Genomic DNA, 16484 nt, shown 5'->3' on the forward strand with positions numbered 1-16484 from the left:
ACTATAGCTGAGGCGCCGCCGCCAAGAGGACGCCATGGCCAGTCCCGACTTCCCGCCCGAGTTCCGCGACCGTTTCACTGAGCTGCTGCGCTGGCGCCGCGATGTCCGCCGCTTCCGCCGCGACCCGCTGCCGCCGGGGCTGCTCGACCGGCTGCTCGGCCTCGCCTGCCTGGCTCCTTCGGTCGGCAACAGCCAGCCCTGGCGCTTCGTCCTGGTCGAGGACGAGCTGCGGCGGGCGGCGGTGCGGGCCGTGTTCGGCCGCTGCAACGACAATGCCGCCTCCGGCTATGAGGGCGAGCGCGCAGCGCATTACCGCCGGCTGAAGCTGGCCGGGCTGGAGGAGGCACCGGTTCAGCTCGCGGTGTTCTGCGACCGGTCGACCGGGCAGGGGCACGGGCTGGGGCGGCAGACCATGCCGGAGACGCTGGACCATTCCGCCGTCACCGCCATCCACACGCTCTGGCTGGCCGCCCGGATCGAGGGCGTCGGGCTGGGCTGGGTCTCGATCCTGGAGCCGCAGGCGGTGGTGGCGCTGCTCGACGTGCCGCCGGACTGGCATCTGATCGGCTATCTCTGCCTCGGCTTTCCGGAGTCGGAGGAACCGGTGCCGGAGCTGGAGCGCGACGGCTGGCAGTCCCGCCTCGGCGCCTGCCGCGAAGTGCTGCGGCGATAGCGGCCCGGCTTGACACCCGAGCGAGGGCTGGACGATTGTATCTGGCGAGATACAAATGTTTGCCAAGGGCGCGGCCGGGATCTTGCCACGCAGGCGATAACGGCCGAGCATGAGATGCCAGAAAGGGAGGCGAACCCAATGAAGAAGCTGTTGTTTTCCGGCGCCGCGATCGCTGCGCTGCTGACCGCCGGACAGGCCATGGCCTGGAGCCTCAAAGAGGCGGCGGAGCCGTACAAGGGCACCACGATCAAGGCGATCTTCCTCGACCGGCCGGGCTATCGCGCCGCGATCCAGCTGCTGCCGCAGTTCGAGCAGGAGACCGGGATCAAGGTCGAATACGAGATCCTGCCGTATGAGAACAGCCGCGAGCGTGAAGTCCTTGATTTCACGGCCGGCGGCGAGATCGACGTGGTCCTGACCGACGTCGTCTGGATCGGCGAATACGCCGACAGCGGCTGGCTGGTGCCGTTGAAGAAGTTCACCGACGACCCGGCGCTGGCTGATCCGGCGCTGAACCTGAAGGGCTTCTTCCCGATCTTGCTGGAGAGCTTCGGCACCTGGAACAAGGAGCTGTACGGCCTGCCCTTCGACAATTATTCGGGCCTGCTGTTCTACAACAAGTGCATGCTCAAGGACGCTGGCTTCGACAAGCCGCCGGCGACCTGGGACGAGTTGCTGACCACTTACGGGCCGAAGCTCACCCATGACGGCAAGTACGCCTACGCCCTGCAGTCGCGCCGCGGCGAGACCCAGTCGGCCGACAGCTTCATGCGCGTGCTGTGGCCCTTCGGCGGGTCGCTGCTGAACGCCGACTTCAAGTCCAATCTCACCTCCGCGGAGTCGCAGAAGGGTCTGAAGTTCCGGCAGGATCTGATGAAGATCATGCCGCCCGGCATCGTCGACTACGACCATGCGGAATCGGTCAACGCGCTGGCCCAGGGCCAGGTGGCGATGATCACCGAATGGTCGTCGTTCTATTCGACGCTGGTCGACCCGGCGACCTCGAAGCTGGGCGACTGCCTGGGCGTCGCCACCGAGCCGAAGGGCGAGGCCGGGCTGAAGCCGGCGCTGGGCGGCTTCTCGCTCGGCGTCGCCGCGCAGGCCAGCGAGGCGGAGCAGAAGGCGTCCTGGCTGTTCATCCAGTGGGTGACCTCCGAGGCGATGGCCAAGCCCTATGTCGAGGCCGGCGGCGTCTCAGGCCGCACCGCGATCTATGACGACCCGGCCATCAAGGCGAAATATGCCTTCGTCGAGCCGACCGTGGCGTCGTGGCAGGGCGGCGTGCCGTCGTTCCGGCCGCGCTTCCCGGAATGGCCGGCGATCTCCGAGATCGTCGCCGAGTTCGGCACCAAGATCATGCTGGGCGAGGAGACGACGGAATCCGGTGCCCAGAAGATCGGCGAGCGCATGGAGGCGGTGCTGCAGAAGGCCGGCTACTACGACGGCAAGAAGGAGAAGCTGCAGTAGGCTGGCCTGAGGGTTGGGCCGTCTCCGGGTGGTTGTTTCGCGTTGCCTCTCCCGCTTGCGGGAGAGGTCGGAGACGCGAAGCGGCTCCGGGTGAGGGCCCTTTTCTTCCGCCCGTGCAAGCCCTCACCCGGTCGTCCTGCGGACGCCCGACCTCTCCCGCCAGGCGGGAGAGGCACTACAACAGACCGACGATCGTGACCGGAGACCACCCGATGCCCGACAGCCTGGGCGCCCTGGCGGATGGGGCGCTGGACGAGATCCGCGGCGTCTTCGGCCGGCTCGCCCCCGGTGCGATCGATCCGGTGCTCGACGCCCTGGCCGGCGCCCGCCGCATCGTCTGCCACGGCGTCGGGCGCGAGGGGCTGATGATGCGGGCGCTGGCCATGCGCCTGTATCATCTCGGCCTCGACGTCCATGTCGTCGGCGACATGTCGGCRCCGCCGGTCGGGCCGGGCGACTTGCTGGCGGTCAGCGCCGGGCCGGGCGGCTTCGCCACCATCGACGGGCTGATGCGCGTCGCCCGCGACGCCGGGGCGCGGACGTTCCTCTTCACCGCCCAGCCGCAAGGCAGCGCCGCTTCCCTGGCCGACACGATCTTCGTGCTGCCCGCCCAGACCATGGCCAATGACACCGGCCCGGCCGTTGCCTCGGTGCTGCCGATGGGCAGCCTGTACGAGGGCGCGCAATTCCTGCTGTTCGAGCTGGTCGTGCTCCGGCTGCGCGACCGGCTCGGCATCGCGCCCGAGGCGATGCGGGCGCGGCACACCAATCTCGAGTAGACCTATGTCGCACCGTCTCGACAGCCGCTGGACCCCGGTCTGGTTCCTCGCCCCGGCCGTGATCGCGCTGTTCGCGATCGGCATCTTCCCGACGCTCTATGCGCTGTGGAACTCGCTGCACCAGGTGATCCTGCCGAAGATCCCGCGCGAAGGGACGCCCTTCGTCGGCCTCGGCAACTATCTGGCGGTGCTGACCGACCCGACCTTCTGGGACGCGCTGGGCCGCACGATCGTGTTCCTGGCCATCGTGCTGCCGGCGGAGCTGCTGCTGGGCCTCGGCGTCGCCCTGCTGCTGCACAAGCCGGGGCTGCCGCTGCTGAAGACCCTCGCCCGGCTCAGCCTGGTGATCCCGATGGCCACCACCTATGCCGTGGTCGGGCTGATCGGCCGGCTGATCTTCAACCGCGACTTCGGCGTGGTGAACTGGTTCCTCGGCCTGGTCGGGATCGGCCCGGTCGAATGGCTGGGCGACCCGAGCTGGGCTTTCGTCTCGATCGCGCTGATGGACATCTGGCAGTGGACGCCGTTCTGCGCCCTGGTGCTGCTGGCCGGGCTGACCATGGTGCCGCCGGAGATCGAGGAGGCGGCGCGGCTGGAGACGAAACGCTTCCGGCACATCCTGCGCCATGTCCAGCTGCCGTTCCTGCTGCCCGGCATCACCGCCGTCCTGATCCTGCGCACGGCGGACACGCTGAAGCTGTTCGACATGATCTTCACCATGACCCGCGGCGGGCCGGGTGCGGCGACCGAGCTGATCTCGATCACCATCCAGCGCATCGGTTTCCGGGTGTTCGACCAGGGCGTCGCCTCGGCCCAGGCGATCCTGCTGCTGGTGCTCACCATCGTGCTGTCGCGGATGTATATCCGCCTCGTGTATCAGGAGATCGAGTGATGGTCGCCTCGACGGCAGCAGCACGGGCCGAGGCGCGACCGGTGCGTGCCCGGATCCGGATCTCGCCCTGGCATGCGATCGCGCTGATCGCCATCGCGCTGGTCTGCGTCTTCCCGTTCTACTGGATGGTGACGACCAGCCTGAAGGACCAGGCGGTGGCGCTGGCCTCGCCGCCGGTGTGGCTGTTCGAGCCGACGCTGGACCATTACCGCATGGTGCTGGGCCCGAAGGATGTCGGCCCCAGCTTGCTGAACTCGATCATCGTCGCGGTGTCGACCACGGCGCTGGCGATCCTGCTCGGCACCCCGGCGGCCTATGCCCTGGCGCGCTTCGAGTTCCGCGGCAAATCCGACCTGTGGTTCTGGTTCATCACCAACCGCATGGTCAGCCCGATCGTGCTGGCGCTGCCGATCTTTATGTTGGCCCGCAACCTCAATCTGATCGACACCCATCTGGTGCTGATCCTCTTGTACCTGACCTTCAACTTGCCGATCGTGGTGTGGATCTGCGCCGACCAGTTCCGCGGCATCCCGCGCGACCTGGACGACGCGGCGCGGATCGACGGTGCCTCGCGCTTCACCGTGTTCTGGCGCATCGCCCTGCCGCTGGCGGCGCCGGGAGTCGCCGTCTCGGCGATCTTCTCCTTCATCTTCTCCTGGAACGAGCTGCTCTACGCCCTGGTGTTGACGCGCAGCGCCAGCCGCACCGCGCCGGTGGCGGCGACCAGCTTCATGAGCGGCTACGACCTGCCCTGGGGCCAGATCATGGCTACCGGCACGCTGATCGTGCTGCCGGTCATCGTCTTCGCCCTGATCGTCTCGCGCCAGCTGGTCCGCGGCCTGACCATGGGAGCGGTGAAATAGGGGGCAACAGCCGCACTCTCATCTGTCATTGCCGGGCTTGACCCGGCAATCCAGGGGCCTCCGGAGCGGCCTCGACATTCCCTGGATGCCCGGGTCAAGCCCGGTAATGACAGAAAAGAGGAATGACCGCAGGCTTCTACGCCCCGGCCTTCCCCAACCGGTAGAACTCGGCGTCGTCCGGGCCGATCCGCTCCGGGCGCCACCAGCGGGCCGGCTGGAAGGTCTTCTCGATGCCGTCGGCGACGCCGAGGGTCAGGGCGAACAGCGCCATGCGCACCGGCACGCCGTTGTCGGTCTGGCGGAAGATCGCCAGCCGCGGATCGGTGTTCAGGTCCTGCGCCAGGTCGTTGGCACCCGGCCGGCTGTCGCGCGGCAGCGGGTGCATCACCACCGTGTGCGGCAGGCCATGGGCGTTGAGGATACCGAGGCTGATCTGGAAGTCGGGCGCGAAGTCGGCCGACAGCTCGCCCTCGGCGAAGCGCTCCTTCTGCACCCGGGTGGCATAGATCAGGTCGGCCTTGGCGACGCCGCGCGTCACCTCGCTACGCTCCTCCACCGTGTGGCCGCGGCTGCGGGCGTGCTCGACCAGCTCGGCCGGCATGCGCAGCGGCTCGGGCGACACCAGGCTGAGGGTCAGCCCCTGGTAAAGCGACAGGATGTGGATCAGCGAATGCACGGTGCGGCCGTATTTCAGGTCGCCAACCAGGGCGATGCGGGCGCCGTCGACCGGCCGGCCGATGCGCGCGAACTCCTTCTCGATGGTGTAGATGTCGAGCAGCGCCTGGGTCGGGTGCTCGCCGGCGCCGTTGCCGCCATTGATCACCGGGATGTGCGTTGCCGCGGCGAATTCGTGGATCGCCCGCTCCTCCGGATGGCGCATCACCACCGCGTCGACATAGCCGGCAACCACCCGGGCGGTGTCGTAGATCGACTCGCCCTTGGCGATCGAGGAGAAGGTGAAGCCGGTGGTGTTGACCACGGCCCCGCCGAGGCGCTGGAAGGCGGCCTCGAAGCTGAGCCGGGTGCGGGTCGATGCCTCGAAGAACAGGCTGCCCAGCACCGCTCCCTCCAGCACCCGCGTGGTGGCGCGCCCTTGAGCGACGGGGGTGAGGAGGTCGGCGACGCGGAACACCGCGGCGAGCGAGTCGAGGGTCAACTCGCGCGTCGAGAGGAAGTGCCTGCCTTGGAAGTCCATGGTGTCAGCCCGCGATCCGGAGTGGGGCGGCGCGGTGGGCGCCGATGCGGAGCCGAGTCATCTCAGAGACCGTCCGCAAATGCTACTGGCATGGCCGTCTGACGGCGGTTTTTCCGCTTCCGGTGCTCACGGACCCAAACGTCCGCTGCGCGCCGGTTCTCAAAACCACCACCAGCCGACTCATACCAGCGCACTTCCAGACGGTCTCTTCAGCCTTCGCGGTCTTCCGCAAGCCGTTCCGCCAGCTTCTCGTCGGTGATCAGGACGTTGACGCAGCGGCGGCGCAGCGCGGCACGGATGATCCCGAACTTGTAGCTGCCGCCCGACGCCAGCACCACGGTCGGGATCCGGGACAGGTCGTCCAGCGACAGCGACACCATGCGCCGGTTCAGCGGGTGGTCGACCGGCCGGCCCTCGGCGTCCAGCCAGTTGCCCAGCACGTCGCCGACGGCGCCGGTCGCCCGCAGCGCTGCGGCCTCGCGGTCGACCACGCCCAGAGCCAGCATCAGGTTCTGGTCGGAGACGTTGCCGACGCTGATCAGCGCCATGTCGGCCGATTTCGCCTTGTCGTAGATCTCGCGCAGCACGCCGCGGGCGAGAAGGCCGTCGCGCTGGGCCTCGTCATCGGCATAGACCGGGGCGGCGAGATAGAAGCGCTCGGCGTCGTGCAGGTCGGCGAAGCGCGAGACGATCTCGAAGGTGTTCTCGCCCGAGCCGCGGGTCATGCTGCCGATCAGCGAGACCACGGACAGGTCGGTCATCCGCCGCCGTCGGATCGACTGCAGGCCGAGGCGCAGCGTCAGGCCCCAGCCGATGCCGACCAGCATGCCGTCATGCACGGTGTTCTCGACATAGCCGCCGAGGGCGACGCCGATGGCGGCGCGGATCTTGTCCTCGTCGCGCGGCGTCGGCACCACCACCGCGTCGCGCAGGCCATAGCGCCGGATCAGCGCCCGCTCCAGCGCGACGCAGGAGGCGAGGGGGGACTGGATGCGGATCTGGATCAGCCCGGCCTCGCGGCAGATCTGCAGGATGCGGTTGACCCGCAGGCGGGTCAACCCCAGCCGCTCGGCGATCTCGGCCTGGGTCAGGCCCTCGACGAAATATGCCCAGGCGATCCGGATCTGCTGCTGCTGCTCGGGGTCGACCGGAAGGTCGGCCGAATCCGAATCCGGCGCCCGCGGACGGGTCTTCGCGGTCTCCAGGCGGCGGCGCGTCTCGCTCATCGGTGTCCCGTCCGGCGTTTCCTGCCGCCATGGTGCGGGCAGGGCCGGTCCGCTGCAAGCGGTCCTGCAGCCATCCGGAAACGGAACGGGCCGCGCCGGTGTCCCGGTGCGGCCCGCTGCCTTTGCGACGATCGAACCATACCAAATCCGGCCACGGCCGACCAGCCGAGAAGCCGCAGGCCAGATCCGGCGGGGCGCAGGCTTGCCGCCGGCGGCTCGGCCGCCATCTCAGAGGGCGTGCGGCGGCGAGGGGACAGAAAGGATGCGCAGGGGCGATCTGACGCGGCTGATCCGGATCCTGGGGATGCTCGGCTCCGACCATGACGGGGAGCGGGCGGCCGCGGCCCTGGCGGCGGACCGGCTGGTGCGCGGCAGCGGCTGGAGCTGGTCGGACCTGCTGGCGCCGGCCCGGGTGTCGCGGCCGGTCCGGGCGCAATCGGTGGATCCGCTCACCGACCGGCTCGCCGCCGCGGATTCGCGGATGCGGCAACTGCGCAGCGAGAACGCCCGGCTGCAGGAGGAGATCCGGCGGCTGAAGCGGCGGCTCGACCTGCGAACCCAACCGTTTCGCCCGGCCGCGTCGTGGAACCAGGCCGATCGATCGTGATCACATCGCTGGGCAAGCTCGTATCAGAGTTCACGAACAATTCACGGTCGCCGCCAATGATGGCGTCTGCCGGAGGTGAGCCGGATCAGCGGAGGCGGTCGCATGTGCCAGGGAATATCCAGCTATTATGATCTGTTTTCGGCTTTGCTGGCGGAGCGGTATTTGCAGAAGCTCGACGTCGCCCTGGACCACTGGGAGGTTCACTTCCTGCGCCGTGGGTATGATTTTCTGCGTCGCGGGATTCCGGAAGGCGCCATTTCCGCGCTGAACTATCTCGAGTTGCCGAACGAGCGTCGGGCGGTCGTGTTCACCGGTCCGATGCCGGTCACGCCGCTGACCGGCCGCGAGACGGAGGAGATCCGCCGCGGGCTCGTGCACGTCATCGCCATGGAGGAGACGCAGGTGGTGGTCTCGGCACCGCCGGCCGCGGCGCCCGACCGGATGCCGATGGCGCGGTTCGGCTAAACCTCGACCAGCGCCTTGATCACCCCGGCCTCGGGGCGGCTCCAGCCCGGCACCAGGGCCGGCACCTCGGCGAGGTTGCCGCGGTGGCTGGCCAGCGCCGCGGTCGGCACATGGCCGGCCCGCATCGACGCCAGCACATGCTCGAAATCCTCGCGCGTGGCGTTGCGGCTGGCCAAGAGAGTGGTCTCGCGCTTGTGGAACTCCGGGTCGGAGAAGCCGACCTCGCCGAGGACGACGCTGAGCAGCACATAGGTGCCGGCATGCGCGACATAGGCGAAGCCCTTGCGCATCGCCGCCGGGCTGCCGGTGGCGTCGACCACCAGGTCGAAGAAGTCGCCGTCGGTCGCTCGGCTCAGCCGGTCGTCGATGTCGCCGCCGCCCTCGAACACCGCATCGGCCTGCAGCACGTCGTGGCTGAAGGCCAGTCGGCCCGGATTGAGGTCCAGCACGCTGACATGGGCGCCGCGCAGCTTCGCGAAGATGGTCGCGGCGATGCCGATCGGCCCGGCGCCGACCACCAGCACCCGGTCGCCGGCCGCCGGCGCGCCGCGGCGGATGCCATGCGCGCCGATCGCCAGGAACTCGACCATCGCCGCCTGGTCCACGGTCAGGCCCTCGGCCGGCACGACGTTCTGCTCCGGCACCGACAGGAATTCGCACAGGCCCCCGTCGCGATGCACGCCCAGCACCGACAGGGTCTTGCAGCAATTGGTGCGGCCGCGGCGGCAGGCGCCGCAGCTGCCGCAATGCAGATAGGGCTGGATGGCGACCACCTGGCCCGGGCGGAAGGCGCTATTGCCATCAGCTTCCACTACCTCGGCGCCCAGCTCATGGCCGATGACGCGCGGATACTCGAAATAGGGCTGGTTGCCCTTGTAGATGTGATAGTCGGTGCCGCAGATGCCGACCCGGCGGATCCGCACCATCACCTCGCCCGGGCGGCGCTGCGGCTCCGGCCGGTCGATCAGGCGCAGGGTCTCGGGCTTCTCGCAGAGGATCGCTTTCATCGTCGGTCCATGTCGGGTCGGGATGGGACGCCCAAATTGATCGGACATATCGCGATTGTCGAGCGCGTTTGACTGGAAAGCCGGGCCGGATCTGGGACAGACTGCCGCCTGAGTCCCAAGAGGCCCGCCCAGGGCCAGCCATCCGGGGGAAGCCAGGAGTGCAGAGAGTCGCCGAGGCGGCGCGCGGCGGAGAGGCCCCGCCGGCCATCGCCTTTTCCGGGATTTCCGTCGCCTATCCGCTGAAGGGCGGCGGGCGCTACGTCGCGCTGGGCGAGACCGACCTGGTGGTGGCTGACGGCGAGTTCACCGCCATCGTTGGCCCGACCGGCTGTGGCAAGTCGACCCTGCTGAACGTCGCCGCCGGGCTGGTGCCGGCGGCCTCCGGCGGCTGCACCGTGTTCGGCCGGGCGCTGCAGGGGCTGAATCGCGACGCCGGCTACCTGTTCCAGGCCGACTCCCTGATGCCGTGGAAGACCGCGCGCGACAATGTCGCCGTCGGCCTTTCGGTGCGCGGCGTGGCAGGGACGGAAGCGCGGGAGCGGGCGCAGGCCTGGCTGACGCGGGTCGGGCTGGCATCGATGGGCGACCGCTATCCGCACCAGCTGTCCGGCGGCCAGAAGAAGCGCGTCGCCCTGGCCCAGATGCTGATCCTGGAGCCGAAGCTGCTGCTGATGGACGAGCCCTTTGGCCCGCTCGACGCCCAGACCCGGATCGTGATGGGCGACCTGCTGCTGTCGCTGTGGTCGGCGGAGCGCAAGGCGGTGCTGTTCGTGACCCATGACCTGGAGGAGGCGATCGCCCTGGCCGACCGGGTGGTGGTGCTGTCGGCCGGGCCGCAGGCGCGGATCATCGCCGACCACCGGGTCGGGCTGGCCCGGCCGCGCGAGCTGGCCGAATCCCGCCACGATCCCGAATTCACGGCCCTGCACCGGGCGATCTGGGCGGCGCTGAAGGACGAGGTGATGAAGGCCTATGGCGATGTCGTCTGACCGCGCCCGCATCCTGTTCTGGCAGATCGCGGTCGCCGTGATCTGTCTGCTGGCCTGGCACGTGCTGACGGCGACCAGGATCCTCGACCCGTTCTTCTTCGCCACGCCGCTCGGCGTGATCGAGCGCACCTGGAAGGACTTCGCCTCCGGCGTGATCTGGCGCCATCTCGGCGTCACCCTGCTGGAGACCGTGCTGGCCTTCGCCATCGGCTCGCTCGGCGGCGTGGCCTTGGGCTTCTGGTTCGCCCGGCGGGCCACGGCGGCGGCGGTGTTCGACCCCTACATCAAGGCCGCCAACGCGCTGCCGCGGGTGGTGCTGGCGCCGATCTTCGCGCTGTGGTTCGGCCTCGGCATCTGGTCGAAGGTGGCGCTCGGCGTCACGCTGGTGTTCTTCATTGTCTTCTTCAATGTCTACCAGGGCGTGCGCGAGGTCAGCCCGACCGTGCTGGCCAATGCCCGCATGCTGGGGATGAACGACCGGCAGCTGCTGCGCCATGTCTACATGCCGTCGGCGCTGTCCTGGGTGTTCTCCAGCCTGCACACCTCGGTCGGCTTCGCCCTGGTCGGCGCCGTGGTCGGCGAATATCTCGGCGCCACCGCCGGGCTCGGCTACCGCATCGCCCAGGCCGAGGGCGTGTTCGACGTGGTCGGCGTGTTCTCCGGCATGCTGGTGCTGTCGGCCTTCGTGGTGGCGATCGATGCTTTCGTCTCGGTGATCGAACGACGGCTCCTGGTGTGGCGGCCCGAAAGCGCGGCCGCAGCCTCGGCCCAAGGATAGGAGGAAACGGATGAGAACCCTGCTGCGCGGAATCGCGCTGGTGCTTGGACTGGCGCTGGCGGTGCCGGCCATAGCGGCGCCGGAGAAGACGCATATCGCCATCGGCGTCGGCGGCAAGCCGCTGCTGTACTACCTGCCGCTGACCGTCGCCGAGAAGAAGGGCTTCTTCCAGGAGGAGGGGCTGGAGGTCGAGATCAGCGACTTCGCCGGCGGCGCCAAGAGCCTGCAGGCGATGATGGGCGGGTCGACCGACGTCACCACCGGCGCCTATGAGCACACCATCCTGATGCAGGCCAAGGGCCAGGACATCCGGGCGCTGCTCGAGCTCGGCCGCTTCCCGGGCATCGTGCTGGTGGTGCGCCAGTCGCTGGCCGGCGAGATCAAGTCGGTGGCCGACCTCAAGGGCCGCAAGATCGGCGTCACCGCTCCCGGCTCCTCGACCAACTTCTTCGTCAACGCGCTCCTGGCCAAGGAGGGGCTGACGCCGGACGACGTGTCCTTCGTCTCGGTCGGCGGCGGCCCCAGCGCGGTGGCGGCGATGCAGCATGGCGAGATCGACGCCATGGCCAATCTCGACCCGGTGATCTCGAAGCTGCAGTCCAGCGGCGCCGCCACGGTCCTGGTCGACACCCGGACGGAGGAGGGGGTGAAGGCGGTGTTCGGCGGCCCGGTGCCGGCCGCCGTGCTCTACGCCAAGGCGGACTTCATCGAGGAGAATCCGGAGACCACGCAGGCGCTGGTCAACGCCTTCATGAAGTCGCTGCGCTGGCTGGCCACGGCGACGCCGGAGGACGTGGCCGCGGTGGTGCCGGAGGAATACCTGCTGGGCGACCGCGACCTCTATGTCGCGGCGGTGAAGGCCTCGCTGCCGATGTATTCCCGCGACGGGCTGATCAAGCCGGAGGGCATGCAGACCGCACTGGACATCCTGCACCGCTTCAGCCCGGAGCTGAAGGACGCGCAGATCGACCTGACCAAGACCTGGGACCCGCGCTTCGCCGAGAAGGCGCAGGCGATCAAGTAAGGTCTGGAGCCCACCGATGCGTTTCCTGATCATGAGCATTGCCGTCCTGGTCGCGACGGGAGCCCATGCGGAGGGCTTCGCCGTTCATGACCTGTCGACCGTGGCGGACGACGCGAGCGCCGCGCTCGGGGCCGGCTTCACCCACAAGGCCGAGCCCGGGCGCGTCACGCTGTTCTGTGCCGACTGCAAGGGCGGGCCGATGATCGACATCAAGATCGGCCGCCAGACCGACGGCACGGAGCAGCGCGTGCGCTCGGGCCAGACGTCGATGGCCGATCTGGAACGGCTCTGCCAGGTCAAGGACCCGGCCTGCAGCCTGACCGGGTTGAGCGTTTCCCCCGCGGTCGGCTGGATCACCAAATGGTCCATGGGACCGATCATTGGCTCTACCGCCATCATTCTGCGCGATGGCGATCTCTTGACGATTCGGTCGGTTGCCGACGATGCGGACACCGCTCGACGCAATGCCGAGAAGATCGTGGAAACGGTGTCGCCCAAGGTCGTCGGCCGCTAGCTCGCGTTCCGACCGGAACGCGAGCTGCTGGCAGCGCAGCCAACGCCACTTGACTCGATAGTTCTCTTAATCGTTAAATATTTCCTATTGAGTGAAGGAGATGAGCCATGGCCGAATCTGCCCCGCGCCCGGCGCTGACGCCGAGCGTCTTCTACAAGGACCCCAAGGCTGCCCTCGACTGGCTGGAAAAGGCCTTCGGCTTCGAGCGCAGCATGGTCATCACCGACCAGGACGGGAACCTCGCCCATTCCGAGATGCGGGTTGGCGACGGCCTGATCTATGTCGGGTCGGAGTGGACGGACACCGTCGCCAGCCCGGCCTCGGTCGGCGGCAAGAACACCCAGTCGATCCATGTTCACGTCCAGCATGACATCGACGACCACTGCGCCCGGGCGAAGGCGGCCGGGGCGGTGATCCTGCAGGGCCCGTCCGACCAGTTCTACGGCGACCGCACCTACCGCGCGACCGACCCGGAAGGTCATGTCTGGGTCTTCGGCCAGACCGTCCGAAGCGTCTCTCGCGAGGAGGCGGAGCACGCGTCGGGGCTGAAGATCGAAGGCTGGATGTGAAGCCAGCCGCCGCGCTCGACCAGACCCTGGCGGCCCTCGCCGACCCGCATCGCCGGCGGGTGGTCGAGCTGCTGCGCGAGCGGCCGCGGCGGGCGGGGGAGCTGGCGGAGGCGCTGGGCCTCAACCCGCCCGCGCTCAGCCGGCACCTGCGCACGCTGAAGGCCGGCGGCTTGGTCGAGGAGGCGCATCCGGAGTTCGACGCCCGTGTCCGCATCTACAGCCTGAGACCGGAACCGATGGCCGATCTGAAAGCCTGGCTGGGTGAGACCGAGCGGCTGTGGGCCGATCAGCTCGCCGCGTTCAAGGTGCATCTGGAGCGACCGGAATGACGTCGCGCATCCTCGTCTCGCTGCGCGTCGCGGCGGCGCCGGAGCGGGCCTTCACCGCCTTCGTCCGGGATATCGGCCTGTGGTGGCGGCCCAACGCCCTGTTCCAGTTCAGCCCGGGGGCGCCCGGAATGCTGCGCTTCGAACAGGGGCCCGGCGGCCGGTTCACCGAGACCTATCTGGACGGGCGGATCTTCGAGATCGGCCGGGTCATGGTGTGGGAGCCGGGCAGCCGCCTGGTCTTCTCCTGGCGGCAGGCCAGCTTTGCGCCCGACCAAGCCACCGAGGTCGAGGTCCGGTTCGAGCCGGTCGGCGACGAGACCCGCGTCACCGTCGAGCATCGCGGCTGGGACAGCGTGCCCCAGCAGCACGTCGCCCGGCACCACTTCCCCGACCCGGTGTTCCTGCAGCGCCATGGCGAATGGTGGCAGGCCCTGCTGGGGGCGTATCGGAATTCAGCCCGGTTTGACGAATAGGATGGGTTCTGACCCATCGCTCCAAAAAAGCCGTCATTGCGAGGAGGCGAAGCCGACGAAGCAATCCATGCCTTCGCCCGTGCGGCCCTGGATTGCTTCGCTGCGCTCGCAATGACGATCCATCCATTGGATCGCCGGCATTCTCAGCCCCGCGCCGCCGCGATCTTCTGCCGGATCTCGTCGGCGAAGGTCGCGGCCTGGATCGGCTTCTGGATGTAGGAGGAGCCGCCGGCGGTCAGCGCCTGGTCGATCAGGCTCATGTCGCGGGTGGCGCTGATCATCAGCACCGGCAGGTCGCCGTAGGCTCCGTGCCCGCGGATCAGTGAGCACAGCTCGGTGCCCGAGACCTCCGGCATGACGATGTCGATCAGCACGGCGTCGAAGTCCCGCGCCGGCTTGCCGTCGTCGTCGAGATTGAGCGCGGCGATGGCCTCGGCGGCGCTGGCGCAGGTCTCGACCTCGGCGCCTCCGCCGCTGAGCACGGCCGCGGCGAATTCCAGGAACAACTCGTCGTCGTCGACGAGGAGGATCTTCATCGGGATGGTTCGCGTGCTCACTGCCATGCTGCCGGCCGGATCATGGGGACCGCTTCCCCCGAGGGCGACGACGGCAGGTTCCGACATGGCGCATTTCCCGTCACTGCTCCGCTCTCCGAGACCGGCAGATCCCCGGCTGGCGACCAATTGCAGACAATCAACCTGTTGGCAATCGGGTTCCTGATGGCCGATGTGAACGATCCCATCGATCTCTTCCCCCAACTATGTCTCGCGATGGACGGTGCACACCGCGGCGACCAGATCGCCGGCCGGTACGGCCTGGCCGAACAGATAGCCCTGGCCCTGTTCGACGCCCAGCCGCCGCAGGATGTCCCATTGCGCCTGGCTCTCGACATACTCGGCGCAGAGCGACACGCCGAAGCTTTCGGCGAAGCGGGTGATACCGTCGATCAGCCTTTCGCAGCGAGGCTCGGTGGCCACGGTCTGCACGATCTCGCCGGCGATCTTGATGGCGGAGAAGGGCAGCCGTGACAGAACAGCCAGGTTGGCCTCGCCGCTGCCGAAATCGTCGAGCTCGAAGGCAATGCCGAGTTTGACCATGCGCGCGACCACCGCCTCGACCTCGGCCGGCATGCGGGTCAAGGCGCGCTCGACGATCTCGATCCGCAACAGGCTCAGCGGCAGGCCCGCCTCGGCCATGCGGTCGAGCATCGCGGTGAACACCGCATCGGACTGCATCACCGCGATCGGGATGTTGATCGAGATCGGCACCAGCGCGTCCCGCGGCAGCCGGATCAGCGTGTCTGTCAGCGTGCGCAGCAGCCACTCGGTGTATTTCAGGGCCAGGTCGGGGCGGCGCTCGACCCAGGGAATGAAGTGGCTCGGCGACAGCACGCCGAGGGTCGGGTGGTTCCAGCGCGCCAGCGCCTCGAACCCGGTCACCCGGCCGCTGACCAGATTGACCCGCGGCTGGAACACCAGCCCGATCTGGTCCGACCGCAGCGCCGCCGGGATGTCGAACTCCAGCGCCGAGATCGACATCGCCCGGCGCACCTCGGGCGTGGCGGCCGAGGCGATGCCGGTGGCGGACTGCTTGGCGTAGTACATCGCCATGTCGGCCAGGCGCTTCAGCAAGGCCGGGTCGGATTCATGGTCGGGGCAGGTGGCGATGCCGATGCTGCAATAGATCGGCAGCCGGTAACCGCGCAGCATCGCCGGCTCCTTGAGCGCGCTCGTGATCCGTCCGGCAGCGGTTGTCGCCGCGCCGGCATCCGCGGTGACGATGGCGGCGAATTCATCGCCGCCCAGCCGGGCGACGAAGGCGTCGGTCGACAGGGCCCGGCGCAGCCGGCTGCCGACGATGGCCAGCAGCAGGTCGCCGAATTCATGGCCGAGGGTATCGTTGACCTTCTTGAACTCGTCCAGGTCCATGAACAGGATCGAGACCGGAGACGCGGCATCGACCCCGCGGGCGAAGGTTTCGGCCAGCCGCTCCTCGAAGCAGCGGCGGTTGGGCAGCCCAGTCAGCGGGTCGCGGTAGATCAGATCCTGCACTTCGCGGTCGCGCCGATCGCGCCGTAGCGCCAGGGCGAACAGCCGGMCGATGGTTTGCCGCAGCGCCTCGGGAATCCCCTCCGGCGGGGACGGGCCGGCGAGCACCAGGGCGCCGGCAATCCGCCCGTCATCGCCGGTCAGCGGCTCGGCGATCGCCATCATCGGTTGCTCGGGCGGGCCGAGCGGGCCGGCGGCCGGCGCGTTGGTGAAGACCGCGACCCCCGGCGGCGGGCCGGCGGGACCGACCCGGATCGTTTCCAGCGCAGCCAGCGCCGGGCCCTGCAGCCCACTCTGCGCCAGCAGCGACAGGCTGGCACCGCTTTCGTCGAGCCGCAGAAAGGCGAGTCCGGCCCCGGGACCCGACGAGGGCGCGTGCAGATGGCCCGCTGCCTGGGCCACGTGCAGCAGGATGATCTCGATCGGATCGCCGTCGATCAGGGCCTGCAGGGCGTCGCGCTCGAGCGCGACCAGGGAAGGAGAAGCGGGGTCGGTCATCGGGCCGGCGCGGTCGAGGATCTGCCGCTCATGACGTCCGCGTCTCCCGATCGGATAATGGTCCAGCTGGGATGCCGATCCACCGCCG

General features: G+C 68.8%; 19 protein-coding genes. 14 read left to right on the plus strand and 5 right to left on the minus strand.

What is annotated here, in order from left to right; all coding sequences use genetic code 11:
* Nucleotides 1-34: 34 nt before the first annotated feature.
* The 5 genes from bluB to AB4Z01_RS14390 all read left to right on the plus strand — a co-directional run bounded on the left by bluB (nt 35) and on the right by AB4Z01_RS14390 (nt 4674).
* On the plus strand, nt 35-673 hold the full coding sequence (bluB, locus tag AB4Z01_RS14370) for a 5,6-dimethylbenzimidazole synthase (RefSeq protein WP_441694665.1): 639 nt from the start codon (nt 35-37) through the stop codon (nt 671-673).
* A gap of 138 nt (nt 674-811) precedes the next feature.
* Nucleotides 812-2140, plus strand: a complete 1329-nt coding sequence (locus AB4Z01_RS14375; protein ID WP_441694667.1) for an ABC transporter substrate-binding protein — start codon at nt 812-814, stop codon at nt 2138-2140.
* 212 nt (nt 2141-2352) lie between these two features.
* A complete protein-coding gene (locus AB4Z01_RS14380) occupies nt 2353-2919 on the plus strand; it encodes an SIS domain-containing protein (protein ID WP_441694669.1) in 567 nt (188 codons plus the stop codon).
* Nucleotides 2920-2923: 4 nt separating this feature from the next.
* Complete coding sequence (locus AB4Z01_RS14385) at nt 2924-3811, plus strand: carbohydrate ABC transporter permease (protein WP_441694670.1); 888 nt, start codon at nt 2924-2926, stop codon at nt 3809-3811.
* Nucleotides 3811-4674, plus strand: coding sequence for a carbohydrate ABC transporter permease (locus tag AB4Z01_RS14390; RefSeq protein WP_441694672.1), 864 nt, complete (start codon nt 3811-3813; stop codon nt 4672-4674). Before AB4Z01_RS14385 ends, AB4Z01_RS14390 begins: the two co-directional genes overlap by 1 nt.
* 136 nt (nt 4675-4810) lie before the next feature.
* Here AB4Z01_RS14390 and pyrB read toward each other — a convergent pair whose 3' ends face one another.
* Nucleotides 4811-5869 (minus strand): aspartate carbamoyltransferase, encoded by a 1059-nt coding sequence (gene pyrB / locus AB4Z01_RS14395; RefSeq protein WP_441694674.1) that lies wholly within the window; start codon nt 5867-5869, stop codon nt 4811-4813.
* Between the two features lie 209 nt (nt 5870-6078).
* The gene (locus AB4Z01_RS14400) at nt 6079-7095 is read right to left on the minus strand and encodes a sugar-binding transcriptional regulator (protein WP_441694675.1); all 1017 of its coding nucleotides are present in this window, start codon (nt 7093-7095) and stop codon (nt 6079-6081) included.
* 262 nt (nt 7096-7357) lie between these two features.
* Here AB4Z01_RS14400 and AB4Z01_RS14405 point away from each other — a divergent pair, with 262 nt between their 5' ends.
* Both AB4Z01_RS14405 and AB4Z01_RS14410 read left to right on the plus strand, forming a co-directional pair.
* The gene (locus AB4Z01_RS14405) at nt 7358-7702 is read left to right on the plus strand and encodes a hypothetical protein (protein ID WP_441694676.1); all 345 of its coding nucleotides are present in this window, start codon (nt 7358-7360) and stop codon (nt 7700-7702) included.
* 162 nt (nt 7703-7864) lie between these two features.
* Nucleotides 7865-8167 carry a hypothetical protein gene (locus AB4Z01_RS14410; RefSeq protein ID WP_441694678.1) on the plus strand — a complete coding sequence of 101 codons (303 nt, stop codon included), beginning with the start codon at nt 7865-7867 and terminating at the stop codon, nt 8165-8167.
* Here the strand turns inward: AB4Z01_RS14410 and AB4Z01_RS14415 are convergent.
* A complete protein-coding gene (locus AB4Z01_RS14415) occupies nt 8164-9174 on the minus strand; it encodes a zinc-binding alcohol dehydrogenase family protein (protein WP_441694680.1) in 1011 nt (336 codons plus the stop codon). The two genes, AB4Z01_RS14410 and AB4Z01_RS14415, sit on opposite strands and share 4 nt — an antisense overlap.
* A gap of 158 nt (nt 9175-9332) precedes the next feature.
* Between AB4Z01_RS14415 and AB4Z01_RS14420 the strand changes: the two genes are divergently transcribed.
* From AB4Z01_RS14420 to AB4Z01_RS14450, 7 genes are all read left to right on the plus strand, one after another.
* Entirely contained in the window at nt 9333-10163 is an 831-nt protein-coding gene (locus tag AB4Z01_RS14420) for an ABC transporter ATP-binding protein (protein ID WP_441694681.1), read from the plus strand.
* A complete protein-coding gene (locus AB4Z01_RS14425) occupies nt 10153-10941 on the plus strand; it encodes an ABC transporter permease (protein ID WP_441694682.1) in 789 nt (262 codons plus the stop codon). Before AB4Z01_RS14420 ends, AB4Z01_RS14425 begins: the two co-directional genes overlap by 11 nt.
* 10 nt (nt 10942-10951) lie before the next feature.
* Nucleotides 10952-11965: an ABC transporter substrate-binding protein gene (locus tag AB4Z01_RS14430; RefSeq protein WP_441694683.1), complete on the plus strand. Its 1014-nt coding sequence runs from the start codon at nt 10952-10954 to the stop codon at nt 11963-11965.
* 16 nt (nt 11966-11981) lie between these two features.
* Nucleotides 11982-12479: a hypothetical protein gene (locus AB4Z01_RS14435; RefSeq protein WP_441694685.1), complete on the plus strand. Its 498-nt coding sequence runs from the start codon at nt 11982-11984 to the stop codon at nt 12477-12479.
* Between the two features lie 107 nt (nt 12480-12586).
* On the plus strand, nt 12587-13048 hold the full coding sequence (locus AB4Z01_RS14440; protein ID WP_441694687.1) for a VOC family protein: 462 nt from the start codon (nt 12587-12589) through the stop codon (nt 13046-13048).
* The gene (locus AB4Z01_RS14445) at nt 13045-13377 is read left to right on the plus strand and encodes an ArsR/SmtB family transcription factor (protein WP_441694688.1); all 333 of its coding nucleotides are present in this window, start codon (nt 13045-13047) and stop codon (nt 13375-13377) included. The genes AB4Z01_RS14440 and AB4Z01_RS14445 overlap by 4 nt, the downstream gene beginning before the upstream one ends.
* The gene (locus AB4Z01_RS14450) at nt 13374-13850 is read left to right on the plus strand and encodes an SRPBCC family protein (protein WP_441694689.1); all 477 of its coding nucleotides are present in this window, start codon (nt 13374-13376) and stop codon (nt 13848-13850) included. The genes AB4Z01_RS14445 and AB4Z01_RS14450 overlap by 4 nt, the downstream gene beginning before the upstream one ends.
* Nucleotides 13851-13993: 143 nt before the next feature.
* Here AB4Z01_RS14450 and AB4Z01_RS14455 read toward each other — a convergent pair whose 3' ends face one another.
* Nucleotides 13994-14386, minus strand: coding sequence for a response regulator (locus tag AB4Z01_RS14455; RefSeq protein ID WP_441694690.1), 393 nt, complete (start codon nt 14384-14386; stop codon nt 13994-13996).
* A 222-nt stretch (nt 14387-14608) separates the two neighbouring features.
* Nucleotides 14609-16396 carry a putative bifunctional diguanylate cyclase/phosphodiesterase gene (locus AB4Z01_RS14460; protein WP_441694692.1) on the minus strand — a complete coding sequence of 596 codons (1788 nt, stop codon included), beginning with the start codon at nt 16394-16396 and terminating at the stop codon, nt 14609-14611.
* Nucleotides 16397-16484 lie beyond the last annotated feature (88 nt).

Source organism: Inquilinus sp. YAF38 (assembly GCF_052113205.1).
Taxonomy (GTDB): Bacteria; Pseudomonadota; Alphaproteobacteria; order DSM-16000; family Inquilinaceae; genus Inquilinus.